General features: G+C 71.5%; 26 protein-coding genes. 22 read left to right on the forward strand and 4 right to left on the reverse strand.

Annotated elements, in window-relative coordinates; genetic code table 11:
- Positions 1-185: 185 nt before the first annotated feature.
- Positions 186-521 (forward strand): Rieske (2Fe-2S) protein, encoded by a 336-nt coding sequence (locus ACZ39I_RS22275; protein WP_028809089.1) that lies wholly within the window; start codon positions 186-188, stop codon positions 519-521.
- A 151-nt stretch (positions 522-672) separates the two neighbouring features.
- Here the strand turns inward: ACZ39I_RS22275 and ACZ39I_RS22280 are convergent, their stop codons facing one another.
- Entirely contained in the window at positions 673-1,086 is a 414-nt protein-coding gene (locus ACZ39I_RS22280) for a pyridoxamine 5'-phosphate oxidase family protein (protein ID WP_393602515.1), read from the reverse strand.
- Between the two features lie 127 nt (positions 1,087-1,213).
- Between ACZ39I_RS22280 and clpB the strand changes: the two genes are divergently transcribed.
- Positions 1,214-3,826 carry an ATP-dependent chaperone ClpB gene (gene clpB, locus ACZ39I_RS22285; RefSeq protein ID WP_467246062.1) on the forward strand — a complete coding sequence of 871 codons (2,613 nt, stop codon included), beginning with the start codon at positions 1,214-1,216 and terminating at the stop codon, positions 3,824-3,826.
- Positions 3,827-3,859: 33 nt separating this feature from the next.
- On the opposite strand, the gene ACZ39I_RS22290 is transcribed toward clpB, so the two are convergent.
- A complete protein-coding gene (locus ACZ39I_RS22290) occupies positions 3,860-4,351 on the reverse strand; it encodes a hypothetical protein (protein WP_467246063.1) in 492 nt (163 codons plus the stop codon).
- A gap of 140 nt (positions 4,352-4,491) precedes the next feature.
- On the opposite strand from ACZ39I_RS22290, the gene ACZ39I_RS22295 reads away from it, so the two are divergent.
- Positions 4,492-5,019 (forward strand): YbjN domain-containing protein, encoded by a 528-nt coding sequence (locus tag ACZ39I_RS22295; protein WP_020119256.1) that lies wholly within the window; start codon positions 4,492-4,494, stop codon positions 5,017-5,019.
- Positions 5,020-5,249: 230 nt separating this feature from the next.
- On the opposite strand, the gene ACZ39I_RS22300 is transcribed toward ACZ39I_RS22295, so the two are convergent.
- Positions 5,250-6,125, reverse strand: coding sequence for a carbon-nitrogen hydrolase family protein (locus ACZ39I_RS22300; RefSeq protein ID WP_467246064.1), 876 nt, complete (start codon positions 6,123-6,125; stop codon positions 5,250-5,252).
- Between the two features lie 869 nt (positions 6,126-6,994).
- On the opposite strand from ACZ39I_RS22300, the gene ACZ39I_RS22305 reads away from it, so the two are divergent.
- From ACZ39I_RS22305 to ACZ39I_RS22315, 3 genes are all read left to right on the forward strand, one after another.
- A complete protein-coding gene (locus tag ACZ39I_RS22305; RefSeq protein ID WP_467246065.1) occupies positions 6,995-7,882 on the forward strand; it encodes a hypothetical protein in 888 nt (295 codons plus the stop codon).
- Positions 7,883-7,967: 85 nt separating this feature from the next.
- Complete coding sequence (locus ACZ39I_RS22310) at positions 7,968-8,624, forward strand: DUF433 domain-containing protein (protein ID WP_467246066.1); 657 nt, start codon at positions 7,968-7,970, stop codon at positions 8,622-8,624.
- Between the two features lie 29 nt (positions 8,625-8,653).
- A complete protein-coding gene (locus ACZ39I_RS22315; RefSeq protein ID WP_467246067.1) occupies positions 8,654-8,923 on the forward strand; it encodes a hypothetical protein in 270 nt (89 codons plus the stop codon).
- A gap of 289 nt (positions 8,924-9,212) precedes the next feature.
- On the opposite strand, the gene ACZ39I_RS22320 is transcribed toward ACZ39I_RS22315, so the two are convergent.
- The gene (locus tag ACZ39I_RS22320) at positions 9,213-10,406 is read right to left on the reverse strand and encodes a pyridoxal phosphate-dependent aminotransferase (RefSeq protein WP_467246068.1); all 1,194 of its coding nucleotides are present in this window, start codon (positions 10,404-10,406) and stop codon (positions 9,213-9,215) included.
- Between the two features lie 130 nt (positions 10,407-10,536).
- Here ACZ39I_RS22320 and ACZ39I_RS22325 point away from each other — a divergent pair, with 130 nt between their 5' ends.
- The 16 genes from ACZ39I_RS22325 to ACZ39I_RS22400 all read left to right on the forward strand — a co-directional run bounded on the left by ACZ39I_RS22325 (position 10,537) and on the right by ACZ39I_RS22400 (position 26,878).
- On the forward strand, positions 10,537-10,839 hold the full coding sequence (locus ACZ39I_RS22325; RefSeq protein WP_467246069.1) for a hypothetical protein: 303 nt from the start codon (positions 10,537-10,539) through the stop codon (positions 10,837-10,839).
- 401 nt (positions 10,840-11,240) lie between these two features.
- Entirely contained in the window at positions 11,241-11,765 is a 525-nt protein-coding gene (locus ACZ39I_RS22330; RefSeq protein ID WP_467246070.1) for a DUF2617 family protein, read from the forward strand.
- Positions 11,766-11,894: 129 nt separating this feature from the next.
- Entirely contained in the window at positions 11,895-13,535 is a 1,641-nt protein-coding gene (locus ACZ39I_RS22335; RefSeq protein WP_467246071.1) for a polyamine aminopropyltransferase, read from the forward strand.
- 82 nt (positions 13,536-13,617) lie between these two features.
- Positions 13,618-14,376, forward strand: a complete 759-nt coding sequence (locus ACZ39I_RS22340; RefSeq protein WP_467246072.1) for an SRPBCC domain-containing protein — start codon at positions 13,618-13,620, stop codon at positions 14,374-14,376.
- 13 nt (positions 14,377-14,389) lie between these two features.
- Positions 14,390-15,181, forward strand: a complete 792-nt coding sequence (locus tag ACZ39I_RS22345) for an aldose epimerase family protein (protein ID WP_467246073.1) — start codon at positions 14,390-14,392, stop codon at positions 15,179-15,181.
- Between the two features lie 10 nt (positions 15,182-15,191).
- Complete coding sequence (gene pyrE / locus ACZ39I_RS22350; RefSeq protein WP_467246074.1) at positions 15,192-15,740, forward strand: orotate phosphoribosyltransferase; 549 nt, start codon at positions 15,192-15,194, stop codon at positions 15,738-15,740.
- 139 nt (positions 15,741-15,879) lie between these two features.
- Positions 15,880-16,911, forward strand: coding sequence for a class II fructose-bisphosphate aldolase (fbaA, locus tag ACZ39I_RS22355; protein ID WP_403656010.1), 1,032 nt, complete (start codon positions 15,880-15,882; stop codon positions 16,909-16,911).
- Between the two features lie 66 nt (positions 16,912-16,977).
- Positions 16,978-18,447 carry an MFS transporter gene (locus tag ACZ39I_RS22360; RefSeq protein ID WP_467246075.1) on the forward strand — a complete coding sequence of 490 codons (1,470 nt, stop codon included), beginning with the start codon at positions 16,978-16,980 and terminating at the stop codon, positions 18,445-18,447.
- A 191-nt stretch (positions 18,448-18,638) separates the two neighbouring features.
- Entirely contained in the window at positions 18,639-19,052 is a 414-nt protein-coding gene (locus tag ACZ39I_RS22365) for a DUF3151 domain-containing protein (RefSeq protein WP_352387627.1), read from the forward strand.
- Positions 19,053-19,198: 146 nt separating this feature from the next.
- On the forward strand, positions 19,199-20,041 hold the full coding sequence (locus ACZ39I_RS22370; protein WP_467246076.1) for a tryptophan 2,3-dioxygenase family protein: 843 nt from the start codon (positions 19,199-19,201) through the stop codon (positions 20,039-20,041).
- Entirely contained in the window at positions 20,034-21,242 is a 1,209-nt protein-coding gene (gene kynU / locus ACZ39I_RS22375; RefSeq protein ID WP_467246077.1) for a kynureninase, read from the forward strand. The genes ACZ39I_RS22370 and kynU overlap by 8 nt, the downstream gene beginning before the upstream one ends.
- Before the next feature lie 169 nt (positions 21,243-21,411).
- Positions 21,412-22,338: an alpha/beta hydrolase gene (locus tag ACZ39I_RS22380; protein WP_467246078.1), complete on the forward strand. Its 927-nt coding sequence runs from the start codon at positions 21,412-21,414 to the stop codon at positions 22,336-22,338.
- 192 nt (positions 22,339-22,530) lie between these two features.
- Positions 22,531-23,559 carry an alpha/beta hydrolase gene (locus ACZ39I_RS22385; RefSeq protein ID WP_467246079.1) on the forward strand — a complete coding sequence of 343 codons (1,029 nt, stop codon included), beginning with the start codon at positions 22,531-22,533 and terminating at the stop codon, positions 23,557-23,559.
- A 97-nt stretch (positions 23,560-23,656) separates the two neighbouring features.
- Positions 23,657-24,835, forward strand: a complete 1,179-nt coding sequence (locus ACZ39I_RS22390) for an acyltransferase family protein (protein WP_467246265.1) — start codon at positions 23,657-23,659, stop codon at positions 24,833-24,835.
- A 10-nt stretch (positions 24,836-24,845) separates the two neighbouring features.
- Complete coding sequence (locus ACZ39I_RS22395; protein ID WP_467246080.1) at positions 24,846-26,198, forward strand: sensor histidine kinase; 1,353 nt, start codon at positions 24,846-24,848, stop codon at positions 26,196-26,198.
- Entirely contained in the window at positions 26,195-26,878 is a 684-nt protein-coding gene (locus ACZ39I_RS22400; RefSeq protein WP_467246081.1) for a response regulator, read from the forward strand. The genes ACZ39I_RS22395 and ACZ39I_RS22400 overlap by 4 nt, the downstream gene beginning before the upstream one ends.
- Positions 26,879-26,940 lie beyond the last annotated feature (62 nt).

Raw genomic sequence — 26,940 nt, forward strand, 5'->3', positions numbered from 1 at the left:
ATGCGTAAGAGAATGCTTCGCTCGGTGCTTGTCGCCGCCTTCTCCGCCGTTGTGGCCTTCGGGACTCTGAGTGGCCTCTCCGGTACGAAGAGCGATGCGCGCGAGACGGGTGGTGCGCAGTCTGTTGTTGTCGCGGATGACGATCTGATCGTGTTCCCGGCTGACAGTAAGTGGGACTGAGGCCGATGACCACCCCACCCGACGACCGCTCCTTCCGCAGAGAAATGGCCACCGCCTACCGCTCCGGCTGGCACTTCATCGATCTGGTCACCGCGATCCCCCACCCCGGTGACTCGTTGATGGTGACTGTCTTCGGCGAACCGGTGGTCGTCACGCGGGACGAGGACGAGGACGTACGGGCGTACCGGTGTCTGCGGCGGCCTCGGGGGGCGCCGCAGCCCGTACGGTGTGCCATCCGGTACGGAATGATCTTTGTGAACCTGGACCAACGAGACCATCGGCTGGTGGAACCGGAAACCCCCACCCCCCGGACCATCTCAGCCACCCCCCGCAGTGCCTGACGCGATTCCCCCGTCGTAACAGATCGCTCAGGCGCTTCCCCCCGCAGCGGCGTCACCGTGACCTGAACACGGTGACGCCGCTGCAGTTTTGGGCGACATTTCACGGTATCGGGTGATCGGGCCGTGGCTCGGAAGGCCGCTCGAGAGCCGCTCAGAAATGCCCCATCGCTCCGGTCAGCGAGATCTCGATGACCACGCGCAGCGGGTTCGGCGCCGGCGTCCGTTCGTAGCGCTCGGCGTACCGCCGCACCGCGTCCGCCACCCGGTCCGGCTCCGTGCGCACGCGCGCCCGCCCTTCCAGCGTCGCCCACCGCCGCCCCGCCACCTGGCACACCGCCACCGCCGCCCCGCTCTCGCCGGCCGCCAGGACGTGCCGTACCTTCGCGCTGGTCCGGCTCGTGATCACCCGGGCGAGACGGGCCTCGGGGTCGTAGGTCACCCCGACGGGCACCACGTGCGGGCTTCCGTCCGGGCGGGGTGTCGTCAGTGTGCACAGATGCCGTTCGCGCCAGAAGCTGAGGAACGACGGGTCCGGGGCACCCGGATCCTGGGCGTAGGAGGTCATGCCGGGACGCTAGCCCCTGATCCCTCCCACGGACTGCCTTGAGTGGAATAGACTCAACTTTATGTACGCTGAATGAGTCAGTGCAGGAGTCGGTACAGGAGCTGACACCGAGGAGGAGTACGGACCAGTGGATGCCGAGCTGACCAACCGGAGCCGGGACGCCATCAACGCGGCCAGCAACCGGGCCGTGACCGAGGGACACCCGGACCTCACCCCCGCCCATCTGCTCCTCGCTCTGCTCCAGGGGCAGGACAACGAGAACATCGTCGACCTGCTCGCCGCCGTCGACGCCGACCAGGCCGCCGTACGGGCCGGGGCCGAGAAGGTGCTCGGCTCGTTGCCCAGCGTGGCCGGGTCCACCGTCGCGCCCCCGCAGCCCAACCGCGACCTGCTCTCCGCCATCGCCGACGCGCAGGCCCGCGCCCAGGACCTCGGGGACGAGTACCTGTCCACCGAGCACCTGCTCATCGGCATCGCCGCCAAGGGCGGGCCGGCCGCCGAGGTGCTGACCCGGCAGGGCGCCACCCCGAAGAAGCTGCTCGAAGCGTTCCAGAAGGCCCGAGGAGGGCGCAGAGTGACCACCGCCGACCCCGAGGGCCAGTACAAGGCCCTGGAGAAGTTCGGAACCGACTTCACCGCCGCCGCACGGGACGGCAAGCTCGACCCCGTCATCGGCCGTGACCAGGAGATCCGCCGGGTCGTCCAGGTGCTCAGCCGCCGTACCAAGAACAATCCCGTCCTCATCGGCGAGCCCGGCGTCGGCAAGACCGCCGTCGTCGAGGGGCTCGCCCAGCGGATCGTCAAGGGGGACGTGCCCGAGTCGCTCAAGGACAAGCGGCTCGTCGCACTCGACCTCGGGGCGATGGTCGCCGGGGCGAAGTACCGCGGTGAGTTCGAGGAGCGCCTGAAGACGGTCCTGGCCGAGATCAAGGACTCCGACGGGCAGATCATCACCTTCATCGACGAGCTGCACACCGTCGTGGGCGCGGGCGCCGGCGGGGACTCCTCCATGGACGCCGGCAACATGCTCAAGCCCATGCTCGCCCGCGGTGAGCTGCGCATGGTGGGCGCCACGACCCTCGACGAGTACCGGGAGCGGATCGAGAAGGACCCCGCCCTGGAGCGCCGCTTCCAGCAGGTGCTGGTCGCCGAGCCCACCGTCGAGGACACCATCGCCATCCTGCGCGGACTCAAGGGACGCTACGAGGCCCACCACAAGGTCCAGATCGCCGACAGCGCGCTGGTCGCGGCGGCCGCCCTCTCCGACCGGTACATCACCTCCCGCTTCCTGCCCGACAAGGCCATCGACCTCGTCGACGAGGCGGCCTCCCGACTCCGCATGGAGATCGACTCCTCGCCCGTGGAGATCGACGAACTCCAGCGCGGGGTGGACCGGTTGAAGATGGAGGAGCTCGCGCTGGTCAAGGAGACCGACCCGGCATCCCGTGAGCGCCTGGAGCGGCTGCGCCGCGACCTCGCCGACAAGGAGGAGGAGCTGCGGGGCCTGACCGCCCGCTGGGAGAAGGAGAAGCAGTCCCTCAACCGGGTCGGTGAACTGAAGGAGAAGCTGGACGAGTTGCGCGGCCAGGCCGAACGCGCCCAGCGCGACGGCGACTTCGACACCGCCAGCAAGCTGCTCTACGGCGAGATCCCCACCCTGGAACGGGACCTGGAGGCCGCCTCCGAGGCCGAGGAGGAGGTCTCCAAGGACACCATGGTCAAGGAGGAGGTCGGCCCCGACGACATCGCCGACACCGTCGCCGCCTGGACCGGCATCCCGGCGGGCCGCCTCCTGGAGGGCGAGACGCAGAAACTCCTGCGCATGGAGGAGGAGTTGGGCAAACGGCTGATCGGCCAGAGCGAGGCCGTGCAGGCCGTGTCCGACGCCGTACGCCGCACCCGGGCCGGTATCTCCGACCCCGACCGGCCCACCGGCTCCTTCCTCTTCCTCGGCCCCACCGGCGTCGGCAAGACCGAACTCGCCAAGGCGCTCGCCGACTTCCTCTTCGACGACGAGCGGGCGATGGTCCGCATCGACATGAGCGAGTACGGCGAGAAGCACACCGTCTCCCGGCTCGTCGGCGCGCCTCCCGGCTACGTCGGCTACGAGGAGGGCGGCCAGCTGACCGAGGCGGTGCGCAGGCGGCCGTACAGCGTGGTGCTCCTCGACGAGGTGGAGAAGGCCCACCCGGAGGTCTTCGACATCCTGCTCCAGGTGCTGGACGACGGGCGCCTGACGGACGGTCAGGGCCGTACGGTCGACTTCCGCAACGCGATTCTCGTCCTGACGTCGAACCTGGGCAGCCAGTTCCTGGTCGACCCGATCACCTCCCAGGAGGAGAAGAAGGAGCAGGTCCTCGAGGTGGTCCGCGCCTCCTTCAAGCCGGAGTTCCTCAACCGGCTCGACGACCTGGTCGTCTTCTCGGCCCTGACCAAGGAGGAGCTGCGCCGCATCGCACGCCTCCAGATCGACCGCCTCGCCAAGCGGCTCGCCGAGCGCAGGCTCACCCTGGAGATCACCGACGACGCACTGGACTGGCTCTCCGTCGAGGGCCTGGACCCGGCCTACGGTGCCCGGCCGCTGCGCCGCCTCGTCCAGACCGCCATCGGCGACCGGCTCGCCAAGGAGATCCTGTCCGGCGAGGTCAAGGACGGCGACACGGTCCGGGTGGACGCGTTCGGTGACGGTCTGATCGTGGGACCGGCGACCGGCCGTCCGGAGACGGGCAAGACGCTCTGAGGGGCGTGGTGACGAGGGGGCGCGGCCCCCTCGTCACAGCGTGAACGCCACGAACCGCACCTCGGGCCAGTTCGCCCCGTTGTAGGTGACCTCCAGCTGCACGGAGGAACTCTGCCCGGCGACCGGACCCCGGTTCATGCACGCCTCGACGTCGGCGCCGCCGTCGCACTGCACGTTCCGCAGTCCCGGACCGTCCGGGTAGTTGGCCGCCACCCAGGCGCTCACCTCGTCGCGGGGCAGCCGGAAGCGGGCCTCGTAGCGGGGGTCCTGCCCGGCCTCCTGCACACACCCGAGGTCGCGCGCCCCGGTCGGCGGCTTCGCCCCGCCGTAGGCGAACGCCTCGGCGCACGAGACCTTCCTGACGCCCGTGTCGACCGAGTCGTCCGCGAACAGCCAGGCGACCAGCAGCGCGATCAAGCCCGCCACCACCAGGGTCGGTACGGCGAGGATCGCCGTAACGATGCCCCATCTGGTCCTGCCCGGCAGGACCGGGCCCGGCACGGTTTCGGTCTCCACCTGTGTCATGTGTTCCCCGTTTCTTCGGCCTCTGATTTCTGTGGCTGACCGGATCATGTCAGCCCTGGGAGGACAGGTTCCGTCTGGGCTTGCCACCCCCCTCCCCGGATGGGGGAGGATGGCGGAATCCGTACGAAGGGAAATTCACGGTGACCATCGATCCGTCCTCGATTCCGAACTTCGGGGGCCAGCCCGAGCCGCAGCCCCAAGGACCGGCGGGCCCCGTCGTCCCGGATCAGGATCTCGTGAAGCAGCTCCTCGACCAGATGGAGCTGAAGTATGTCGTCGACGACGAGGGTGACCTCGCGGCGCCGTGGGAGCAGTTCCGTACGTATTTCATGTTCCGTGGCGAGGGTGACCAGCAGGTCTTCTCGGTGCGGACGTTCTACGACCGGCCCCACCAGATCGACGAGAAGCCCACGCTGCTGGAGTCCATCGACGACTGGAACCGGCGCACCCTGTGGCCCAAGGTCTACAGCCACACCCACGACGACGGCACCGTCCGGCTGATCGGTGAGGCGCAGATGCTCATCGGCACCGGCGTCAGCCTGGAGCACTTCGTCTCCTCGACCGTCAGCTGGGTGCGCGCCGCCATCGAGTTCGACAAGTGGCTCGTCGAGCAGCTCGGCCTCGAGGAGGAAGTCAACGACGCCGAGAAGCCCGAGGACGACGAGTAGGCGTCCTCCGGCTACCGGGGCGTATCGGTTGACATGACCGGATACGCGCCGCAGGCAACGAGAGCCCGGCCAGGGCACCGGCCACCACGGCCGCGTGCCGGGGCCGGGCTCTCGCTGTCCGCCCGTCCACAGCCTGTGGGTAACTTTCCGACGCGGAACCGGTTCCCCCATAAGCGAGCATTGGGTCGCCGGTGTCTTCAGCCGCTTCCGCCCCGGATCCTGGTCGTGAGCTAGAAGGCCGCCGTTCGGTCTTCGCTGCGCGGGTCGATCACCCGGTGCTCGGTGTAGACGTCGGCGCGCGCCTCACGACGCCAGGGACGCCCGTAGGTCACTGCGTCGGCGGCGGCCTCGGAAGTGTCGTCCAGGTTCACCACGGCTACCGATGGCGAGTCGTCCGTGGGACACCGGGCAAGCCAGTCGCCGTTGGGCGCGACGATTCCGGACGGTGCCTTGGCGCTGTGCTGTGCCGGCACCGCCAAACTGACCCAGTAGCTGTTGACCGCGGCGTGGCCCTGGGCCTGCGCGGCGGTGTTGCCCGGGGTGCCGCTGGTGGAGAACAGGACGCAGTCGACATCCAGCTTCTCGTATTCGGCGAACAACTCCGGGTAATGGATCTCCATGCCGAGCAGGCAGCCGAAGCGCACACCGTCGACCTCGAAGGTCACCGGTGAGACGCCCGGCGAGTACATGTACGACACCTTCGTCTTCGACAGCAGGCGCTCGTCGTACCGCGTGACGACACCGCCGCGATCGGAGATGACGTACAGGCTGTTGTGTGGACGGTTCGGGCCGGTCAAGCGGTGCACCGAGGCGATCACCGTCCACAGCCGCAGCTCGCGGGCCAGCTCGGCGATCGCCGCCAACTCCGATTGGAGCACCGACCACCGGCACCGGCCCCAGTCCGCGGGGCCGACCGCGTCCGGGCCGTCGACGGACATGACGTGCTTGCCGGGAAAGCAGATCGCGCCTTCCGGGAAATGCACGATCCTCGCCCCCTGAGCACTGGCCTCGCGCATCAGAGCACGGACCTCACGCCCGCTTTCGCACAGCGCTTCAACATCTCGGGGGTCTTCGCGTACGGGGGTCTGCGCCACGGCGAGCCGCACGCTTTTGGGAGTCCTTGCTTCCGACATGACGTCTCCTGAGGGAGTCGGACGGAAGTGCCGGAGGGCGGACGTGTAGGACTCGCCGGTCTTGGCGGCGCGGGCACGGACCTGGTGCTTGAAGTTCCTACGGGCTGTCATCGCGGCCTTCCACGCCTTGAGCGACGGCTCCCCAGCAACCTCGCCCGAGGCGATCGGGCTGCGACAACGACCTGAGACGCTGGTCCCTTTGCCTCCGCTGGGAGACCGCGCTGGGGTCGGTCGCGGGAGGTTCGGCGTAGGCCACGCAGTCGGTCATCATGCCGTCGCGCACATCCTCCGTCAACATCCTCCGACCTGTTCCGCGCACGGTCGAGCGGCCGACCGCTGGGGCGATCCGACCCTTGAATGACCCGGTCAAGAAGGTGGAGCCGCCGTCGCCGAGCGGACCCTGAGGCCGGAGGAGCGGGAGTCACCGTGATCCAGGAAGTTGAGGTGGCCCATCGGCGGTCACAGCGTGAAGCGCACTGCGTGGAGGTGGCCGACGGATTCCAGGAGGACGTCTTCCCGACCCGTGAAGCGAGTTGAAGGCCGGGCAGCACCGTCACTGAGGCGGCCGGGCCCCGGTCGCCGGCCGTCTTCCGCGCTCACCGGGCCCTTGTCCGCGAGGGTCCGGCGGGCCGCTGACCTCCTGAAAGGACCGGGGGAAAGAACTTCCCACCCACCCACCCTCCCCGGTCGGGAAGCCCGCGTCACCCGTCCGAGTGACCAGCTTGCAGGGGCGGGATGCGGACGGTTACGTTCGCCGCGACAACCGCAAACAGATACGGCCCCCGGCCGGGACGGCAATCCCGATCGAGGGCCTCACCGATCAGGAAGTGAACCCCTTCCCGATGGCTGACCCGCAGTCTAACGCGCGTCTGCGCGCCGACGCCGGAGCTCCGACCTCCGGCGTGATCCACGTCCGCACCCGCCTCACGGCCGACTTCACCGTGATCTCCAACGCCCTCGCCCAGCGACGCGGCAGCGCGGTCACGGTCGGCGTCGCGGCCTACATCTCCTCCCTGCCGGACAGCTCGTCCGTGACCATCTCAGCCCTGTGCGAGCACTTCGACGAGGGCGAGATCCTCATCTCGAGGGCACTCAGGGAGTTGGAGGCGGCCGGTTACCTGGAGCGCCGCCGCGAGCGAACGTCCACCGGGCAGGTCCGTACCCGGACGTACTTCTACGACGTTCCCGGCGGTGATGTCGACCCGGACCCGGATGGGCCTCCCGAGCCGCCGAAGTCGCGTACCACCCGAAAGCAGACCCCCTCCACTGCGGTCACACCCGCGTCCACGCCTGCGGAGGAAACGGTGGCCGCGCCCGCACCGGCCGAGGCGGAGGTACCGACCCCGCCGGCCGGCGCCGACCCACGGGCCGTCGCCGTACTCACCGCCCTGCGCCGGGTGGACCCCCGCCTCATCCTGTCCGCGCAGGAGGCCGCCCGCCTCGCCCCCGCCGTCACCCGGTGGCTCGCGGCAGGTCTCCTGCCCACGCAGATCACGGACCACCTCACCGCACGACTCCCCGACCACTTCCTGACCCGCCCGGCAGGCATCCTCGCCTACAGGCTCAAGGAGACTCCGCTGCCGGTGCCGGCCAGAAGCGCGGAACCCCCCGGACGTCCGGCCGTCGTACCCATGCAGAACTGCGACGGCTGTGACCGGGGATTCCGATCGGCAGAACCCGGGCGTTGCGGGGACTGCCGAGCCGGGGACCAACTCCGTGCGGCCGGCTGAGCCAATGACCGGGTGTGCGGTCCACCCCCAGGTGGGAGGCTTGATGTGGCACGATGCGAAATCGGGCGCCAGGAGGAGGTGGGGCATGGCCGACAGGTTCAAGGACGGGCTGCTGACGCCCGCGGAGACCGCCTCCTACCTTGAGATTCCGCAGTCGACTCTCACCTCGTGGCTGAAGGCCAAGGCCGCCGGAGCACCCCTTGTCCACCAGGTCGAGCCGGCACGGAGGGGGCAGCCGTCGGTGCCGTTCATCGCGGTGGCCGAGGCGCACGTCCTTCGTTCTCTGCGCTCCTTGGGGCTCCGCATGAGCGAGATCAGGGAGGCGGCCGCTGCCGTCCGGGATGCCTTCGACACCCCCTACGGCCTCGTGTCCGAACGGATCGCCACGGACGGCGTGGACATCTTCATCGCGCACGGTTGGGGGGATCTCCGCAGAGCTCGCGACGGCCAGGTGCCCATCCAGGAAGTGGTCTCGGACTATCTCCGCTACCTGACCTGGGAGCCGGGCGACGACTTCCCGTCCAGCCTGCGGCTGAGGCAGTACCCGGACTCCGTGCCGGTCGTGATCGATCCACGGTTCGGCCACGGTCTCCCCGTGGTGGCCGCCAACCGCGTCACGGTCCAGGCCATCACCGACCTGTGGGAGGCCGGGGAGACCGTCGAGGACATCGCGTACGACTACGACATGACGCCTGAGCAGGTGGACGCCCTCTGCCGGGCCGTGGTGCACCTTGCCGCCTGAGTTCTTCCTCGACCGGAACCTCGGTCGCCGTGTCGCGGAAGGACTCAGGGCCTGCGGGATGGATCACTTACGGTCTTGCCCGGTCCTGGGTTCCGCTGTCGAAGGACGGGCGGATCAAGACCCGGGACCTGGAGATCCGTGAGGCGGTGCTGTTCTACCTGGACAACCAGCAGCTTCGCAGCGTCGAGATGGTCGGACGTCGCGTTGCACTCCGTGATGCGATCCACCAGGCCGTCGAGAAGGGCGGCCCGGCGGCCTACGCCGTTCGACACGACCGCGTCGAGCGCACCTGGCCATGACGGGAGGGCGTTCTTGGCAGCGCCCAGCAAGGGCGTGAGCGAGCGCATTGCCCCCTGTTGCGGTGTAGGACGCGGGCTTGCCATGGACCGCGGTGGCGGCCGGTCTGTTGACCGGACCCGGAAACGAGAGGCGGAGCGCAGACGATGGACTCCGAATCAGTGTCAAGAACCTCACCCCTCGTCCCAAGGAGTGGAAAGCCCGTCTACGTCGGCGAGGGTGCAGCGGACGCCGAAGGGGGCAACTACCAGCACGACAGCGTGCTGCGGCGGGTCGGCAACGGCGACCTGGTCAGCGGGCGAATGCCTTGCGGAGTCGTTCCGTCGCGTCCGTCAGGACTTCCGTGCGCTTGCAGAACGCGAACCGTACGAATGGCGCCCCCTCCTCGCGGTGGTCGTAGAAGACCGCGTTCGGGATGGCGACGACGCCCGCGCGTTCCGGCAGGGCGCGGCAGAAGGCGAAGCCGTCGCTCTCGCCGAGGGGGCGGATGTCGGTGGTGACGAAGTACGTGCCGGCCGGCTTGAAGACCTTGAAGCCCGCGTCCGCGAGGCCCGCCGCCAGCAGGTCACGCTTGGCCAGCATGTCCTCGCGGAAGGCGGCGAAGTAGCTGTCGGGGAGGGCGAGCGCCTCGGCGACCGCGTACTGGAAGGGGCCGGAGGACACGTACGTCAGGAACTGCTTCGCCGAGCGGACCGCGGAGACCAGGCCGGGCGTCGACGTGATCCAGCCGACCTTCCAGCCGGTGAAGGAGAACGTCTTGCCGGCGGAGCCGATGGAGACCGTGCGCTCCCGCATCCCCGGGAAGGTCGCGAGGGGGAGGTGCTCGGCGTCGTCGAACACCAGGTGCTCGTACACCTCGTCCGTGACCACCAGCAGGTCCCGCTCCACGGCCAGCTCGGCGATCGCCGTCAGCTCCTCGCGGGTGAGGACCGTGCCGGTGGGGTTGTGCGGGGTGTTGATGAGGAGCAGGCGGGTCCGGTCGGTGACCGCGGCGCGCAGTTCGTCGAGGTCCAGGCGGAAGCTGCCGTCGTGCGGCCGCAGGGTGACCGGGACCCTGGTCCCGCCCGCCATCGCGATGCAGGCCGCGTAGGAGTCGTAGTACGGCTCGAACGCGACGACCTCGTCACCCGGCTCCACCAGCGCGAGCAGGGCGGCGGCGATGGCCTCCGTGGCGCCGACCGTGACCAGCACCTCGGTGTCGGGGTCGTAGGCCAGGCCGTAGCGGTGCTCCTGGTGCGCGGCGACCGCCGTGCGCAGCTCCGGGACGCCCGGGCCCGGCGGGTACTGGTTGCCGCGTCCGTCGCGCAGCGCCCGCACGGCCGCCTCCCTGACCTCCTCGGGGCCGTCCGTGTCGGGGAACCCCTGCCCCAGGTTGATCGAGCCGGTCCGCAGAGCAAGGGCGGACATCTCGGCGAAGATCGTCGTCCCGAACTCGGCGAGGCGGCGGTTGAGCAGGGGGCGCGCGCTGGAAGTCATGCCGGTCATCCTGCGCCCAAGCTCTGGAGTTCCTCAACTCTGCTTTGGCCCGTGAGACGGAAGGGCATCTCCAGCTCACGCAACCGGCGAGGCGCCCACGGGGGGTCGCTTCGAGGGGGTAACGGAAGGAGGGTGAGCCATGGTCTTCGGCTTCATCCTGGTGGTGTTCCTGGTCGTGGTCCTGTGCCTTGCGGGTGTGGTGGCCACGGTGTTCCGGAACGGCTCGACGCGTCGGCGTATGCGGGCCCACAGCGGCGGCGGCAGTGCGGGGGCGGCCGGCGGCAGCTGGTGGGCCGGGGGAGACGGCGGCGGATCGGACTCCGGTGGCGGCGGCCACCACGGCGGTCACTCCTGCGGCGGCGGGTCGTCCTGCAGCAGCGGGTCGTCCTGTGGTGGCGGGTCGTCCTGCGGCGGCGGGGGCGGATGCGGGGGAGGCAGCTGACACGGGGCAGCTGAGCTCCGCAGGGGGAACCGCATCCGAAACCGGGGGAGCGGGGGAACGCGGGGGCGTGGGGCCGGACCTGGGTCGGGCCGCCCGCCCCCGCTTGTCGTTTTTTCAACTCCGGTGCTCCGGCGCACGCTCCGGCCGCCGTGGCGTGCGCCGTGGTTGAACAGTTGAGCTGGGGAGCCCACGCAGGGATGGAAACCCCCCGAAGTTGGGTAAAAACCCTGTGACGGCACCGCCGTTCATGATTCCCTCTACACCACCAACGCAGCCCCTCGGACGTCCTGCGGACACCTCCTGACCTCCCGACTGGGCTGACCGGGCCGATCCCCCCACAGTCGCCCGGGTGCGCCGGTACCCCACACCACCCTTTCTTTGCGTGCTAGCGGAGCCGACCCATGCTCACGACCCTGAACACCTCGTACACCGACACGCGCGCGGCCGACCTCGCCTGGGCCCTGGGGCGTGAACCGCTGCCCGCCCTCGCCGAGCTCGACCTCGAGATCGGCGGGACAAAGCTGCAGTTGAGACTCCTCGGCGCGTCCCACCAAGTGCTCCTGGAGGAGGACCGGGGCACCTGCTCGGAGACGGTGGCGTGCATCGCCGGCAGCAGTACGCCGCTGCCGCTGGGCGTGGCCAAGCGGGTGGGGAACTGGGAGTACGAGTTCGCCGCGCGCGTGGAGGTCCTGTCACCGGGCGAGTTCGCGGGCCGGGCACAGGAGTTGCTCGCGCTGGTGTCCGACCATCCGCACGGCCTCGCCGGCGTCTTTCCCGGCAGCCCCCACGCGTTCACCGCGCTGCTGGCCCAGTGGCACGAGGGGCAGGTGCACTGGCGGACCTGGCACGCGTATCCGCAGGACGGACAGTTGGTGGCCACGCGGACCCGCGTCGGGGTCAGGGTCCCGGTGGGGACGACGGGTTGAGCGACGGGACGACGGGTTGAGCGACGGGACGTCGGGTTGAGCGACACAAACCCCTGTTTCCCCGGTTCACTCCCGGTTCCACACGTGTGGGTGACGAAGCGTGCCGGAGCCGTGACGTAACGTCGCATCGTGATCGAGCCGCACGCCCCCGCCCCACCCGGCGCTCCGCCCTCCTGGGCCGGGCCCGCGCGGCTGCCGGTCCGGCAGCGCACCGGGCGGTTTTTCGTGCTCGCGTGCGTCTTCGTCTGTGCGGCCTGCGGACTGGTGTACGAGCTCGAACTGGTCGCTCTCGCCTCGTACTTGACCGGCGACTCGGTCACCCAGGCGTCCGTGGTGCTGTCCGTCATGGTCTTCGCGATGGGCATCGGCTCGCTGCTCGCCAAGCGGCTGCGCCGGCACGCGGCGGCCGCCTTCGGCGCGATCGAGGCGCTCCTCGCACTGGTCGGCGGGTGCAGCGCGATGGCGCTGTACGCCGTGTTCGCGTGGACCGGTGACTGGGGCGGGCTGTGGGCGAGCGGCCCGCGCTGGCTCCTGGTCGCCTTCTCCCTGGCCATCGGGCTGCTCATCGGCGCCGAGGTCCCCCTGCTGATGGAGCTGATCCAGCGCATCCGCCGCCAGGACGCCGGCGGCGCGGTGGCCGACCTGTTCGCCGCGGACTACGTCGGCGCCCTGGTCGGCGGCCTGGCCTTCCCGTTCCTCCTGCTGCCCCTGCTGGGCCAGTTGACCGGCGCGATGCTCACCGGCGCGGTCAACGCGGTCGCGGGCGGCGCCCTGGTCCTCGGCCTGTTCCGCCGCGACCTGACCCGCCGGGCCCGCTGGCTGCTGCTGGTCGCCAACCTCGCCGTGCTCGGCGTCCTCGCCACCGCCACCGTCCTCGTCGACGACTTCGAGCGGGCCGCGCGGGAGGCGGTCTACGGCAAGGACGTGCGCGTCGCCCTGCAGACCGGCGTCCGGGAGATCGCCCTCACCGGCGGCACCGGCGGCCGCCCCCTCGACCTCTACGTCGACGGCCGTCTGAGGGTCGGCGGCCGCGACGAGGACCGCTATCACGAGGCCCTCGTCCACCCCGCGATGGACGGCCCCCACGCGCGCGTGCTCGTCCTCGGCGGCGACGACGGCCTCGCCGCCCGCGAGGTGCTCAGGTACTCCGGGGTGCGGCGGGTCGACATCGTGGCACTGGACCCCGCGGTGGTCGACCTGGCCCGCCACGACCCGGCGCTCTCCCGGCTCAATAGCCACGTCTACGGCGACGCCCGCCTCCACGTCAGTACGGCGGACGCCTTCCGCCGGCTGCGGACGCCGGCGCCCGTGCCCTCGTACGACGTGGTGATCGCCGACCTGCCCGACCCCGGTGGCACCGCGAGCGCCAAGCTGTACTCGGAGGAGTTCTACGGCCTCGTCCGCCGCGTCCTGGCCCCCCGCGGCCGTCTCGTCGTGCACGCCGGGCCGGTCGCCTCCCGCCCCCGTGTCTTCTGGACGGTGGAGGCCACCGTGCGCGCGGCGGGCCTGCGCACCACGCCCTACCGCGTCGGTGGCCGCGACTCCGGCTTGGCCGCGGGACCCGCCCGCACGGCCGGGGCGTCCCGCGCCCCCCGCGACTGGGGCTTCGTGCTGGCGTCGCGGGGACCGCGCCCGGCACTGGCCCTTGCCCCCCGGGGGCCCCGGCCGACGACCCTGACGGAGGAGTCCCTGCGGGCGGCGGTGCGGGCGGCACAGGCGACCAGGATCCGGGGCCTCGGGGCGTCCACATTGGTGCATCCGCGCTACTGATCCGCGCCGCGGGACGGAACGGCGCTGTCACTTTCCACCAACGGGGGTGCAGGACCGTCGCCCCTGGGTAGGCTCGGCAACCATGGAGCATGAGGTGTTCGTTCCGGTTCCGGTCGAGCGGCTGAGGCAGACCCTGGGGGACCCCGTCAGGGTGGCCCGAGCGGTCCCCGGGCTCCAGCAGGACGCCGGCGCGGACCCCGTCACCGGGCGCCTGAAGGTGCGGGTCGGCAGCCACTCCATCACCTACCGGGGCACGGCACACGTCGTGGCCCGGGACGACGGTTCCTACGCCGTCGAGGGCGAGGCCGGCGAGACCCGCGGCACCGGCTCGGTCAAGCTCGCCCTCACTCTGCGCCTGCGCGAAACGGACGGCGGCACGACCCTCACCTTCGACGGCACGGCCACGGCGGACGGGCGCGTCACCGAACTTCCCCAGGACGCGGTGGGCTCCGCGGTCGTACGCCTGCTGAACCGTTTCGCGGAGGCGCTGGGCGAGACGACGGAGGAACCGGAGCGGGCGGCGCCGGCGGAGCCGGTGGAAACCGAGGAGGCTTCCGAGACGCCGGAGGCCGTGGACACCCCCGAAGAGCCCCCCGCCCCCCTCGTCGAGGACTTCACGGAGCCCGTCCATCCCCCGGCCGAGGCCGCCCACGCCCGCCGCACGATGATCGGCCGCAGCGCGGAAGAGGTCGACCACGCGCCCCCGAGAGGCCGCTACGCCCCCGTCCCCGCTCCACAGACGGTCGCCTCGAGCCTGCCCCTGCGCTGGGCGGCCCCCGCGGCGGCGGTGGCCCTGGCATCGGCGATCGTGGTGGGAAGGGCCCTGAGAAAACGCCGTTGAGTAGGGTCGTCCCGTGAGCCAAGAAGACATCACACTGACCGCGGGCGACGCGGAAGTGACCTTGCAGCCGGGAAACGGCGGACGGGTCGGGGGACTTCGAGTCGGAGGCGTCCAACTGCTGCGCCAGGGCGAGCGGTTCGGCTGTTTCCCGATGGTCCCCTGGTGCGGTCGCACCCGGGACGGACGGTTCCGTGACGGGGCCGACGTCCGCCAGCTGCCGCTCAACTCCCCGCCGCACGCCATCCACGGCACGGCCCGCGACGGCGCCTGGACCGTCGCCCGCAGCAGCGCCGACGAGGCGGTCCTCACGTACGACCTCGTCGAGCCCTGGCCCTACGCGGGCCGCGTCACCCAGATCGCGGCACTCACCCCGGACGCCCTGACCCTGACGATGTCCGTGGAGACGTACGACTCCTCCTTCCCGGCCCAGATCGGCTGGCACCCCTGGTTCAACCGCACCCTCGACGGCGGCGAGCCCGTGCGGCTCGACTTCACCGCCGCCTGGCAGGAGGAGCGCGGCGACGACCACCTGCCCACCGGCAACCGCCTCGAGCCGAAGCCGGGCCCCTGGGACGACTGCTTCGGCATGCCCGGCGGTGTCGACGTCACGCTCACCTGGCCCGGACAGCTGGAGCTGAAGGTCGCCAGCCGCGAGGAATGGGTCGTGGTCTACGACGAGCAGGAGGCCGCCGTCTGCGTGGAGCCGCAGACCGGGCCGCCCAACGGCCTGAACACCCTGCCGCGCCTGGTCACACCCCTGGAGCCGCTGGAGGCCTCGACGACCTGGAGCTGGCGCCGCCTCTAAGCTGACAGGCATGACTGACGCACGCGCCGCCCTGAAGCAGCAGATTCTCGACAAGGCCGTGGTGCACGGCAAGGTGACCCTGTCCTCGGGCCTGGAGGCCGACTACTACGTCGACCTGCGCCGCGTCACCCTCGACGGCGCGGCGGCCCCGCTGGTCGGACAGGTGCTGCTGGACCTGACCGCGGACCTGGAGTTCGACGCGGTCGGCGGCCTGACGATGGGCGCCGACCCGGTCGCCGGCGCCATGCTGCACGCGGCCGCCGCGCGCGGGAAGCGCCTGGACGCGTTCGTCGTGCGCAAGGCGGCCAAGGCGCACGGCATGCAGCGGCGCGTGGAGGGCCCCGACATCGCGGGCCGCCGGGTCGTGGTCGTCGAGGACACCTCCACTACCGGTGGCTCCCCGCTCGAAGCGGTCGCGGCCGTGCGCGAGGCGGGCGCGGAGGTCGTCGCGGTCGCGACGATCGTGGACCGGGCGACGGGCGCCGCGGAGAAGATCGAGCAGGGCGCGGGAGTGCCGTACCTCTTCGCGTACTCGAAGGACGAGCTGGGCCTGGACTGACCACGGACCGATCGCGGGATGGACCATCCGGCCAAGTCTGGAAAGATGAGGCCGACGATGACGTCGAACCCCCACACAAGGTCTAGGTCAGGGCCGTAAGCACCCAGTACGCCAACCCGCAGATACAAGGAGCGGACAGATGCCCATCGCAACCCCCGAGGTCTACAACGAGATGCTCGACCGGGCGAAGGCAGGCAAGTTCGCCTACCCGGCCATCAACGTGACCTCGACCCAGACCCTGCACGCTGCGCTGCGCGGCTTCGCTGAGGCCGAGAGCGACGGCATCATCCAGATCTCGACCGGCGGGGCCGAGTTCCTGGGCGGCCAGTACAGCAAGGAGATGGTCACGGGTTCCGTGGCCCTCGCCGAGTTCGCGCACATCGTCGCCGAGAAGTACCCGGTCACCGTCGCCCTGCACACCGACCACTGCCCCAAGGACAAGCTCGACGGGTACGTACGCCCGCTGCTCGCCGTGTCCGAGGAGCGCGTCAAGGCCGGCCGCAACCCGCTGTTCCAGTCGCACATGTGGGACGGCTCGGCGGAGACCCTCGCCGACAACCTCTCCATCGCCCAGGAGCTCCTGGAGCGCGCCCGCGCCGCGAAGATCATCCTCGAGGTCGAGATCACCCCGACCGGCGGCGAGGAGGACGGCGTCACCCACGAGATCAACGACTCCCTCTACACGACGGTCGACGACGCGATCCGTACCGCGGAGGCGCTCGGTCTCGGTGAGAAGGGCCGCTACCTGCTGGCCGCGTCCTTCGGCAACGTCCACGGCGTGTACAAGCCGGGCAACGTCGTGCTCCGCCCCGACCTGCTGAAGGAGCTGAACGACGGCGTGGCCGCCAAGTTCGGCAAGCCGGCCGGGTCCCAGCCGTTCGACTTCGTCTTCCACGGCGGCTCCGGCTCCACGGAGGAGGAGATCCGCACCGCGCTGGAGAACGGCGTCGTCAAGATGAACATCGACACCGACACCCAGTACGCCTTCACGCGTCCGGTCGCCGATCACATGTTCCGCAACTACGACGGCGTCCTGAAGGTCGACGGCGAGGTCGGCTCCAAGAAGACCTACGACCCGCGGACCTGGGGCAAGCTGGCCGAGGCTTCGATGGCCGCCCGTGTCGTCGAGGCGACGCAGAACCTGCGCTCGGCGGGCACGAAGATCAAGTAAGGCCCGCTGAGGCCGATTGCGGTGAGCCCGGTGCCACGGCACCGGGCTCGCTGTATACCTGGGGTCATGTCCGACGTCCGGCTGGCCTCGCCGCAAGGCAAGTGGATCCTGCTCACCACCGTCCTCGGCTCCAGCATGGCGCTGCTGGACTCGACCGTCGTCAACGTCGCCCTGCCGGCCATCGGCCGTGACCTGGACGCCGACCTCGCCTCCCTCCAGTGGACGGTCAACGCGTACATGCTGACGCTGGCCGGGCTGATCCTGCTCGGGGGTTCCCTCGGGGACCGGTACGGCCGCCGCAGGGTCTTCGTGGTCGGGGTGGTGTGGTTCGCGGCCGCCTCCCTGCTGTGCGGCCTCGCCCCGAACGTGGGCGTCCTCGTCGCCGCCCGGGCCCTCCAGGGGGTGGGCGGCGCCCTGCTCACACCGGGGTCCCTGGCCCTGATCCAGGCCTCCTTCCACCCCGACGACCGGGGCCGGGCCGTCGGCCTGTGGTCCGGGTTCGGCGGTGTCGGGGCGGCCGTCGGCCCCTTCGTGGGCGGCTGGCTGGTGGACGGGCCGGGCTGGCGCTGGGTGTTCCTGCTCAACGTCCCGCTGGCCCTGCTGTGCGCGCCGATCGCCGTACGGCACGTGCCGGAGTCGGCGGACGGCCGGTCCGACCACGGGCGCTTCGACGTGCTCGGCGCGGTCCTGGGCGCGCTGGCGCTCGCGCTGGTGACGTATGCGCTGATCGAGGCGCGTTCCGGGTTCGTGTTGGTCGCCGTCACGGCGGTCGCGGGCGTGGCCGCAGGGGTGGCCTTCGTCGCCGTGGAGAAGCGGCGCCCCGATCCGATGATGCCGCTCGGGATCTTCGCGTCCCGGCAGTTCACCGCGGTCAACCTGGTGACCCTGTGCGTGTACGGGGCCTTCGGCGGGTTCTTCTTCCTGGGTGCCGTCCAGCTCCAGGTGGTGGTCGGCTACTCGGCCCTCCAGGCCGGTACGGCCCTGCTGCCGACGACCGTCCTGATGCTGCTGTTCTCCGCCCGCTCGGGCGCCCTGGCCGACCGCATCGGGCCGCGCATCCCGCTCACCGTGGGCCCGCTGCTGTGCGCGGCGGGGATGCTGCTGATGCTGCGGGTCGGGCCGGGGGCGTCGTACCTGCTGGATGTGGTCCCGGCCCTCCTGGTCCTCGGCACCGGCATGGTCACGCTGGTCGCCCCGTTGACGGCGACCGTGCTGGGCTCGGTGGACGCCTCGCGGGCCGGGCTGGCCAGCGGCATCAACAACGCGGCCGCCCGGGCGGCGGGCCTGATCGCGGTGGCCGCACTGCCGCTGGTCACGGGGATGGGGGAGGAGGCGTACCGGTCGCCCACGGCGTTCGACAGTGCGTTCGAGCGGGCGATGGCGGTGTGCGCGGGGGTGCTCGTGGTGGGGTCTGTGGTGGCCTTCGCGACGGTACGGTCGCTGCCGCCGGGGTGTCGTCGGCCGGAGTGCCGTACGTACGGGGCCGTGCTGTCGCCGCCGCTGGAGGGGGAGAGGACACGGGGGCGACTGTCGTAGAGCGGCTGCAGGTGTGTTGTGGCTGGTCGCCCGTGCGGAGCCGCATATCGATACGGTCCCGCGCCCCTGGGCGGGTGCAGTGAGGCATGTCGAGCTGTACCCACGGTTCGGGGCGGCTCCGCCGCGTCTGCGCCACCGGCCCCCACGGACCCGTAGCGGGCAAGCCGTCCCCGGCGAGGGACACTGGACCCATGTCCATTCACGAGAACCTTCTCGGGGGCCCGCCCCCGACTCACCTCCCCGACGACCCGGAGCCGCGTGAGCTCCTGGCGAACGGCACCGCCCCCGCGGACGTCGCCGCGAAGTACCCGACCTCCTCGCTGGCCTGGGCGCAGCTGGCCGACGAGGCGTTCGACCGGGGCAGCGTCGTGGAGTCGTACGCCTATGCCCGTACGGGCTACCACCGCGGCCTGGACTCGCTGCGCCGCAGCGGCTGGAAGGGGCACGGCCCGGTGCCCTGGGAGCACGAGCCGAACCGCGGCTTCCTGCGCGCCCTGCACGCCCTCGCCCGTGCCGCGGGTGCCATCGGCGAGCAGGAGGAGTACGAGCGCTGCACGCAGTTCCTGAAGGACTCCTCGCTCACGGCGGCCGAGACGCTGGGCTGATCCGTCACCGTTCTCCGGGCCCGCCTGTGTGACCAGGCGGGCCTTGCCATTTCCGGGGAGCATGGAAGAGGATGCCCGGCGGGGACCGGGGCCCCGTGTCGGTAACGGCAGGGCGGACCGCTACCCGGAGTACACAGGAGACAGCGATGTCGTCCCACGAGGCTCAGGAAACGTACGAGCCGGAGACCCCGCATCTCGACTTCCAAGGCACGACGCCGTACGAGGACTACGTCAAGGCGGACGTGCTCACCCACCTCCAGCACACCCTCTCCGACGATCCCGGAGAGATGGTCTTCCTGGTCACGACCCAGGTCATGGAGCTGTGGTTCACCGTCATCGTGCACGAGTGGGAGACCGCGGCGGCCGCGCTGCGCTCCGACGACGTGCCCACGGCCGTTGCCGCGCTGAAGCGTTCCGTGCGGGAGCTGGAGGCGCTGAACGCGTCCTGGAAGCCGCTCGGCCAGCTGACGCCCGCGCAGTTCAACTCCTACCGCTCGGCGCTCGGCGAGGGCTCCGGCTTCCAGTCGGCGATGTACCGGCGCATGGAGTTCCTGCTCGGCGACAAGTCCGCGTCCATGCTCGTCCCGCACCGGGGCGCGCCCCGCGTCCACGCCGAGCTGGAGAAGGCGCTGCACGAGCCGAGCCTGTACGACGAGGTGCTGCGGCTGCTCGCCCGGCGCGGGCACGCGATCCCCTCCGCTGTCCTGAACCGGGACGTCTCACGCCGGTACGAGCCGTCGCAGGAGGTCGAGGCCGCCTGGACGGCTCTCTACTCCGGCCCCGAGCACGACGAACTCGCCCGCCTGGGCGAGGCGTTGACGGATGTCGCCGAGCTGGTGTGGCGCTGGCGCAACGACCATCTCGTCGCCACCCGCCGCGCGATGGGCTCCAAGACCGGCACCGGCGGCTCCGCCGGGGTGGCCTGGCTGGAGAAGCGCGCGCAGAAGAACGTGTTCCCGGAGCTGTGGACGGCGCGGTCCCATGTCTGAACTCGCCTTTAAGGCACAGGAGTTGGATGCAGGCGACGAACTGGCGCGCCTGCGCGCGCAGTTCGTCCTCGACGACGTGGTGTACCTGGACGGCAACTCGCTGGGCGCGCTCCCGGCCGCCGTCCCAAGGCGCGTCGAGGATGTCGTACGCCGCCAGTGGGGGTCCTTGCGGATCCGGTCCTGGGACGAGAGCGGCTGGTGGAGTGCACCCGAGCGGATCGGCGACCGGATCGCCCCGCTGGTCGGGGCGGAGGCCGGGCAGATCGTGGTCGGCGACTCGACCAGTGTCAACGTCTTCAAGGCACTCGTGGGTGCGGTGCGGCTCGCGGGCGGCCCGGCTGCCGGTCGTGACGAGGTGGTCGTCGACGCGACCACCTTCCCCACGGACGGCTACATCGCCGAGTCCGCGGCCCGGATGACGGGTTGCACCCTGCGGGCGGTGACCCCGGCCGAGGTGCCGGGCGCGCTGAGCGGCCGTACGGCGGCCGTCCTGCTCAACCACGTCGACTACCGCACCGGACGCCTGCACGACCTGCCCGGTCTCACGGCCGCCGTGCACGCGGCGGGCGCGATCGCCGTCTGGGACCTGTGCCACAGCGCGGGCGCCCTGCCGGTCGGTCTCGACGCGCACGGCGTCGACCTCGCCGTCGGCTGCACCTACAAGTACCTGAACGGCGGCCCCGGTTCACCGGCGTACCTCTATGTGCGCCGCGAACACCAGGACCGCTTCGACTCCCCGCTGCCGGGATGGACCTCGCACGCCGACCCCTTCGGCATGAGCCCGTCCTACGTTCCCGCCGAGGGTGCGCTGCGGGGCCGCGTCGGCACTCCCGACATCCTCTCCATGCTCGCGCTGGAGGCGGCGCTGGAGGTCTGGGACGGGGTCTCGGTCGAGTCGGTGCGCGCCAAGTCCCTCGCCCTGACGGACTTCTTCCTGGAGTGCGTCTCGTCGTACGTCGACGAGGGCCGCGTCGAGTGCGTGACCCCGCTGGCCCACGGGCAGCGGGGCAGCCAGGTCGCGCTGCGCTGCGCGGACGCGGGCGAGGTGATGAAGCGGCTCGTCGAGCGGGGTGTGGTGGGCGACTTCCGGCACCCGGACGTGCTGCGGTTCGGCTTCACGCCGTTGTACGTCGGGTTCGCGGACGTGGAGCGGGCGGCGCGGGTGCTGGCTCGGGTGCTGGGGGAGACGCTCGTCCGCTGACAGGTGTGTCGTGGTGTCGGGCCGGGGTGACGTACACCCCGGCCTTCGTCGCCGCCACCGCCGCGTCCGGGCACGTCATCGGCCTGATAGCGTCCCGGCCAACGGCCGGATTCTCCTCCAGGATGCTTCACGGTCCGTCAGATACGTTTCAGCGCTGAGAGGTTGGAGCATGCCGGACGACGCCGCAGAAGCCCGTGCCGTGGCCGAAGCCCGTGCCGTGGCCGAGGAGGAGTCGGCCTTCTCGCACCCGGCGGTCGACCCCGACGCCACCGCGGCGTACGGCGACGATCCCGACCAGGTGATCGACTTCTACGCCCCGCGCGTGGCGGTGTCCCCCGGGGGCGGTCTCGCGCCACTGGTGGTCGTCCTGCACGGCGGGGCGTGGCGGGCGCCGTACGACCGGCGGCATGTGACACCGTTCGCGGACTTCCTGGCCCGGCGGGGATTCGCGGTGGCCAATGTGGAGTACCGGCGGGGCGGGGTCTCCCTTCCGGGGCAGGACGCTGCCGCCGGCGCTGGTGACGGCGGCCCCGTCGCCGGGCGCTGGCCCGAGACCTTCGACGACGTGGCCGCCGCGATGGACGCGCTTCCCGGGTTCGTGCGGGAGTTCCTCCCGCAGGCCGATCCGCGCCGCATGGTGGTCACCGGTCACTCCGCGGGCGGCCACCTCGCGCTGTGGGCCGCGGCCCGGCACCTCCTGCCGGCCGACGCCGCGTGGCGCATCGACCGGCCGGCACCCCTGCGCGGGGTCGTCGCCCTCGCCCCGATCGCCGACTTCACGGTCGCCGACAAGCTGGACGTGTGCGGCGGGGCGTGCCGTCAACTCCTGGGCGGTGAGGAGGGGTTCAGCGCGCGCGTGCCGTACGCCGACCCGGCTCTGCTGCTGCCCACCGGCATCGCGACGACCCTCGTCCAGGGCCGCAGCGACACGGTCGTCCCGCAGGCGGTCGCCGAGGCGTACGCGGACGCGGCGGCCAAGGCGGGCGAGGTGGTCGGTCTGACCCTGCTGGAGGACGTCGGCCACTTCCCGCTGATCGACCCGGCGGCGGACGCGTGCGCGGTGGTGGCGGAGGAGATCGCGCAGTTGGCGTGGTGACGGCGGGCCCCGGCAGCCGTTTCCGCCCCTCCTGGGTGCTGTGTCCGCCCCTCCCGGTGATACCCGTAATACCTGAGAGCTACGGCGCCAAAGAGCTCCCTGGCGTGACGCGGACGACAGCCGTGGCTCCGTAACTTCCTTTGCAGGCAGGCCCGATGGCCGGGCGTGTCCGCAGGGGAAGGGGCGGGGACCGTGGGGAGCAGCTGGAGGGGCCGGCTCGAGCGCCGCCGCCGTGACGCGCGGCAGGACAGGGGAGAGGACCGGCGCTCCCCTCGTTGGCGCCGGGCCCTCCTCGCCACCGTCATCACCGCCGCGGTGGTGGTCCCGCTCTCCGCCGCCGCCCGCCCGGAGATCCCGGCCCCGCTCCCCGCGACCCTCCCGAAGCCCACCGCCACCAACCTCGACGAGATCTACGCCGCCAACAGCGCCGTCGCCGCCGAGGCCGCCCGCATGGCCGCGGCCCACGGCGACAGCCACCGCGCCGCGGCGGACCGGGAGCTGGCCGCCCCGAACCGCCACCTGCTGACCTTCGACGGCCGGGGCACCGGAAGGGCGACGGAGGTCTTCGGCGACCTCGCCCGCGCCGACCATGTGGCCGTCCTGGTCCCCGGCTCCGACACCTCCCTGGACACCTACGACCGCTTCCGGGCGACGGCGGCGTCCCTGCGGCGGCAGCTCACCGGCACCGCTGCCCACGGCACCCGGACCGCGGTGGTCGCCTGGCTCGGCTACCGCACCCCGGACACCGTCAGCACCACGGTCCTGACCACCGGCAGGGCCGACGAAGCGGCCCCCGACCTGCGCGCGTTCATAGGCCGGCTCCGGGGTGTCGTCGCCGGCGACACCACCGTCTCCCTCGTCTGCCATTCCTACGGCACGGTCGTCTGCGCGAGGGCCGCCGCCCACCTGGACATCGACGACCTGGCCCTCGTCGGCAGCCCCGGCACGGGCACCGGCACCGCCCCGGCCCTGCACACCCCCGCCCGGGTCTGGGCGGCCAGGGGCAAGGACGACTGGGTCGGCGAGGTCCCCCACGTCAGGAGCAATCTTTTCGGCGTCACCGTCGGCTTCGGCACCGACCCGGTCTCCCCGGCCTTCGGCGCCCGGGTCTTCGCCGCCGGAAAGGGCGGCCACAGCGACTACTTCAGCCCGGGCTCGGTCTCCCTGACCAACCTCGCCCGGATCGTCCTCGGCGACACCACGGAGGTGACCCGTGCCTGAGACCCACCACACCCGGGGCGGCGTACGCGCCGGCATACGTCACAGAGGTGACGGCATAGGCAGGGGTGCTCACGGCATACGCCAGGGCGTTCACGGCATACGCCGGGCCGCCGACCGGATCGACGAGGTGACACCTCCCGAGCGGGACCGTGCCGTCGACGCCCTGCGCGCCTTCGCGATCCTCGGTGTGGTCCTCGGCCACTGGCTGGTGACCGCCCTGGTCGCCGACGGGGGCGCCCTGCACACCGCGAGCCCGCTGCAGCACATGCCGTGGCTGGCCCCGATCTCCTGGGCGTTCCAGACGCTGGCCGTGTTCTTCCTGGTCGGCGGCCATGTGGCGGCGCGCGGCTACATCTCGGCACGGGCCCGCGGGACGACGTACGGCGAGTGGCTGACGAGCCGTCTGTCACGGCTGTTCAAGCCGGTGGTCGCGGTCCTCGCCCTGTGGACGGTGGCGGCGACGGCCCTGCTGCTGACGGGAGCCGAATTCGAGACGGTCCGCACGCTGGTCAAACTCGCCCTGTCCCCGATGTGGTTCCTCCTGGTCTTCAGCGCGCTGACGGCCGCGACCCCGCTGCTGCTGCGGCTCCATCCGCTGTGGCCGCTGGCCGTCGTCCTGCACGTGGACATCGTGCGCTTCGGGCTGGGTGGGCCCGACTGGCTCGGCTGGGTGAACCTGGCGGCCGGCTGGCTGGTGCCGTACACCCTCGGCGCGGCCTGGACGCGGGGCGAGCTGGAGGGACGGCACGTGGGATGGGTGCTGTTCGGGGGCGGTGCGGTGGCGACCGCGGTGCTCGTCGGGTGGGCGGGGTATCCGGCGCCGATGGTCGGCGTGCCCGGCGCCCAGGTCTCCAACCTGAACCCGCCGACGCTGGCCGCCGTCACCTTCGGTCTGGCCCAGTGCGGTCTGGCCCTGCTGCTGCGCGACCCGTTGCGCGGCGGCATGCGACGCCCCGTGGCCTGGGCGGCGGTGGCGCTGGTCAATCTCTCCGCGATGACGGTCTTCCTGTGGCACCAGACGGCGCTGATGGCCACCACGGCCACCGGCCTCGTCCTCGGCAGGCTCCCCGGTCTGCACACCGTGCCCGACTCACTGGGCTGGGTGCCGGCCCGGCTCGCCTGGCTGCCGGTGTTCGCCCTCGTCCTGGCGGTGTGCCGGTCGGCCTTCCGGTCCCTGGAGCAGGGACCGCGCCGGGCCGCGGACCGTCCGTCACGGGTGATCCGGGTTCACCGCCGTACCGATCGGGTGGCAACGGAGGAGGCGCGTCGTGCCTAGGGTGGTCGGCGTGAGGGAGACGGGGGTCCAGCAGGTGGTCGTGGGTCGGGTGCAGCGCTGGCTGCGGGTGCTGCGCGCCGACCTGTGCACGCTCCGGGCCGATCCGCTGCCGCCGTCCGTCTGGCTGCGCTGGCTGCCGCACGGTGTGCTGTGCATGGTGGCCTTCGGGGTCACGTTCGGCGCCGTGGCGCAACTCTCGGACAACGGCGGGGTGGGACACACACTCGCGTTCGCGATCGGTCTCGCACAGGGCGGCGCCGTCGTGTTCGCGCTGTGGCGGCCCGTCCCGGCGTGGTGGTTCTCGAACATGGCCATGGTGGTCGGCGCCATCGAGGTGCGCCGGCAGTTGCTGGCCGGTGGCGCCCACGACTTCACCTGGTCCTGGACCACCGGTGGACTCATCGGACACATGGCCGTGCTGCTGCTGCTCGCCCTGCGGGTGCCCACCCGTGTGGCCTTCGAGGCACTGGCGGTGACCCTGCTTCTCACGTACTTCATCGAGGGAGTGCTGGGCGCGGCCGACTTCCAGCCCACCGGGGTACTCGCGGCCACCCTGTTCGCCGTCGTGGTGGTGCTCGGCACCGCCCTGCGCGGTCGCCGTGAGGCCAGCAAGGCGCTCGTCGAGCAGACCACGCTCACCGCCGAGGAGCGGGCCCGCCGCACCCTGCTGGAGGAGCGCAGCCGGATCGCGCGCGAGCTGCACGACGTCGTCGCCCACCACATGTCCGTGATCTCGATCCAGGCGCAGGTCGCCCCGCACCTCGTCGAGAACCCGTCCGATGAGTTCCGCGAGAACCTCGACGGCATCCGGCAGAACGCGCTGGAGGCACTGACCGAACTGCGCCGGGTGCTCGGTGTGCTGCGGGCCGAGCACCCCGAGACGCCCGAGCAGGCCGCCGACCCCGCCACCGGCACCGCCCCGCACGCGCCGCAGCCCACGCTCGACCGGCTCGACGCGCTCGTGGAGAACACCCGGGCGGCCGGAACGGCCGTCGAGGTCGATGTGCAAGGTGCCCGGCGGCCGCTGCCGCCCGGCGTGGATCTGTCGGCGTACCGGATCGTGCAGGAGGCGCTGAGCAACGTCCTGCGCCACGCGCCCGGCGCGACCGCCTCCGTCGCGCTCGTCCACTACGTGCATGGGGTGGACGTGCGGGTCGTCAACTCGCGGCCCACCCGCAGCGTGCCGTCCTCCCCGGGCGCGGGGCACGGCCTGCTCGGCATGCGGGAGCGGGCCGCGATGCTCGGCGGCACCCTGCGCGCCGGCCCCCGCCCTGACGGCGGCTACGAGGTGGCCGCGTATCTTCCGACGGCACCCCCGGGCGCGCCCGACCAGCTCACCGACCCGAAGGACACCACCGCATGACGAGCGGCACGAGCGGCAGCATCCGCGTACTCATCGCCGACGACCAGCAGATGGTCCGGCAGGGCTTCAGCGTGCTGCTGGGCGCCCAGCCCGGCATCGACGTGGTCGGGCAGGCGGTCGACGGACTGGACGCGATCGCCAAGGTCGACGAACTCGTCCCGGACGTCGTCCTGATGGACATCCGCATGCCCGAGCTGGGCGGCATCGAGGCCACCCGCCGCATCACCGGGGAGCGCCCGGAGATCCGGGTCCTGGTGCTGACCACGTTCGACCTCGACGAGTACGTCTACGAGGCGCTGCGGGCCGGCGCCTCCGGGTTCCTGCTGAAGGACGCCTCCGCGGAGCAGCTCGCCGAGGCCGTGCGGGTGGTGGCGGCCGGGGACGCGCTGCTCGCGCCCGGCATCACCCGGCGCCTGATCGCCGAGTTCTCCCGTCTCGACAACCGGCCCCGCGCCCCCCTCAAGAGGCGGGTCGGCGAGCTGACCGAGCGGGAGACGGAGGTCCTCGCCCTGATCGCGCAGGGCCTGTCGAACGCGGAGATCGCCGAGCGGCTGGTCGTGGCCGAGCAGACGGTGAAGACCCACGTGGGGCGCATCCTGGTGAAGCTGGGCCTGAGGGACCGTACGCAGGCGGCGGTGTTCGCGTACGAGTCGGGGCTGGTGCGGCCGTCGGGCTACTGATCAGCGACCCTCCGGTACCCGTAGTACCTGAGAGGGATGCCGAAGGACCCGTCTCGTTGGTG

This window comes from Streptomyces sp. NPDC024687 (assembly GCF_055559055.1).

Bases quoted from the DNA above. Each gene is read 5' to 3' on its own strand.
- ACZ39I_RS22330 (WP_467246070.1), top strand. From the start codon at position 11,241: ATGCTCACGACCCTGAACACCTCGTACACCGACACGCGCGCGGCCGAC.
- ACZ39I_RS22280 (WP_393602515.1), bottom strand. From the start codon at position 1,086: ATGACCTCCTACGCCCAGGATCCGGGTGCCCCGGACCCGTCGTTCCTC.
- ACZ39I_RS22305 (WP_467246065.1), top strand. From the start codon at position 6,995: ATGGCTGACCCGCAGTCTAACGCGCGTCTGCGCGCCGACGCCGGAGCT.
- ACZ39I_RS22340 (WP_467246072.1), top strand. From the start codon at position 13,618: ATGGAGCATGAGGTGTTCGTTCCGGTTCCGGTCGAGCGGCTGAGGCAG.
- ACZ39I_RS22310 (WP_467246066.1), top strand. From the start codon at position 7,968: ATGGCCGACAGGTTCAAGGACGGGCTGCTGACGCCCGCGGAGACCGCC.
- ACZ39I_RS22365 (WP_352387627.1), top strand. From the start codon at position 18,639: ATGTCCATTCACGAGAACCTTCTCGGGGGCCCGCCCCCGACTCACCTC.
- fbaA (WP_403656010.1), top strand. From the start codon at position 15,880: ATGCCCATCGCAACCCCCGAGGTCTACAACGAGATGCTCGACCGGGCG.
- ACZ39I_RS22360 (WP_467246075.1), top strand. From the start codon at position 16,978: ATGTCCGACGTCCGGCTGGCCTCGCCGCAAGGCAAGTGGATCCTGCTC.
- ACZ39I_RS22370 (WP_467246076.1), top strand. From the start codon at position 19,199: ATGTCGTCCCACGAGGCTCAGGAAACGTACGAGCCGGAGACCCCGCAT.
- pyrE (WP_467246074.1), top strand. From the start codon at position 15,192: ATGACTGACGCACGCGCCGCCCTGAAGCAGCAGATTCTCGACAAGGCC.
- ACZ39I_RS22400 (WP_467246081.1), top strand. From the start codon at position 26,195: ATGACGAGCGGCACGAGCGGCAGCATCCGCGTACTCATCGCCGACGAC.
- ACZ39I_RS22320 (WP_467246068.1), bottom strand. From the start codon at position 10,406: ATGACCGGCATGACTTCCAGCGCGCGCCCCCTGCTCAACCGCCGCCTC.
- kynU (WP_467246077.1), top strand. From the start codon at position 20,034: ATGTCTGAACTCGCCTTTAAGGCACAGGAGTTGGATGCAGGCGACGAA.
- ACZ39I_RS22380 (WP_467246078.1), top strand. From the start codon at position 21,412: ATGCCGGACGACGCCGCAGAAGCCCGTGCCGTGGCCGAAGCCCGTGCC.
- ACZ39I_RS22325 (WP_467246069.1), top strand. From the start codon at position 10,537: ATGGTCTTCGGCTTCATCCTGGTGGTGTTCCTGGTCGTGGTCCTGTGC.
- ACZ39I_RS22290 (WP_467246063.1), bottom strand. From the start codon at position 4,351: ATGACACAGGTGGAGACCGAAACCGTGCCGGGCCCGGTCCTGCCGGGC.
- ACZ39I_RS22275 (WP_028809089.1), top strand. From the start codon at position 186: ATGACCACCCCACCCGACGACCGCTCCTTCCGCAGAGAAATGGCCACC.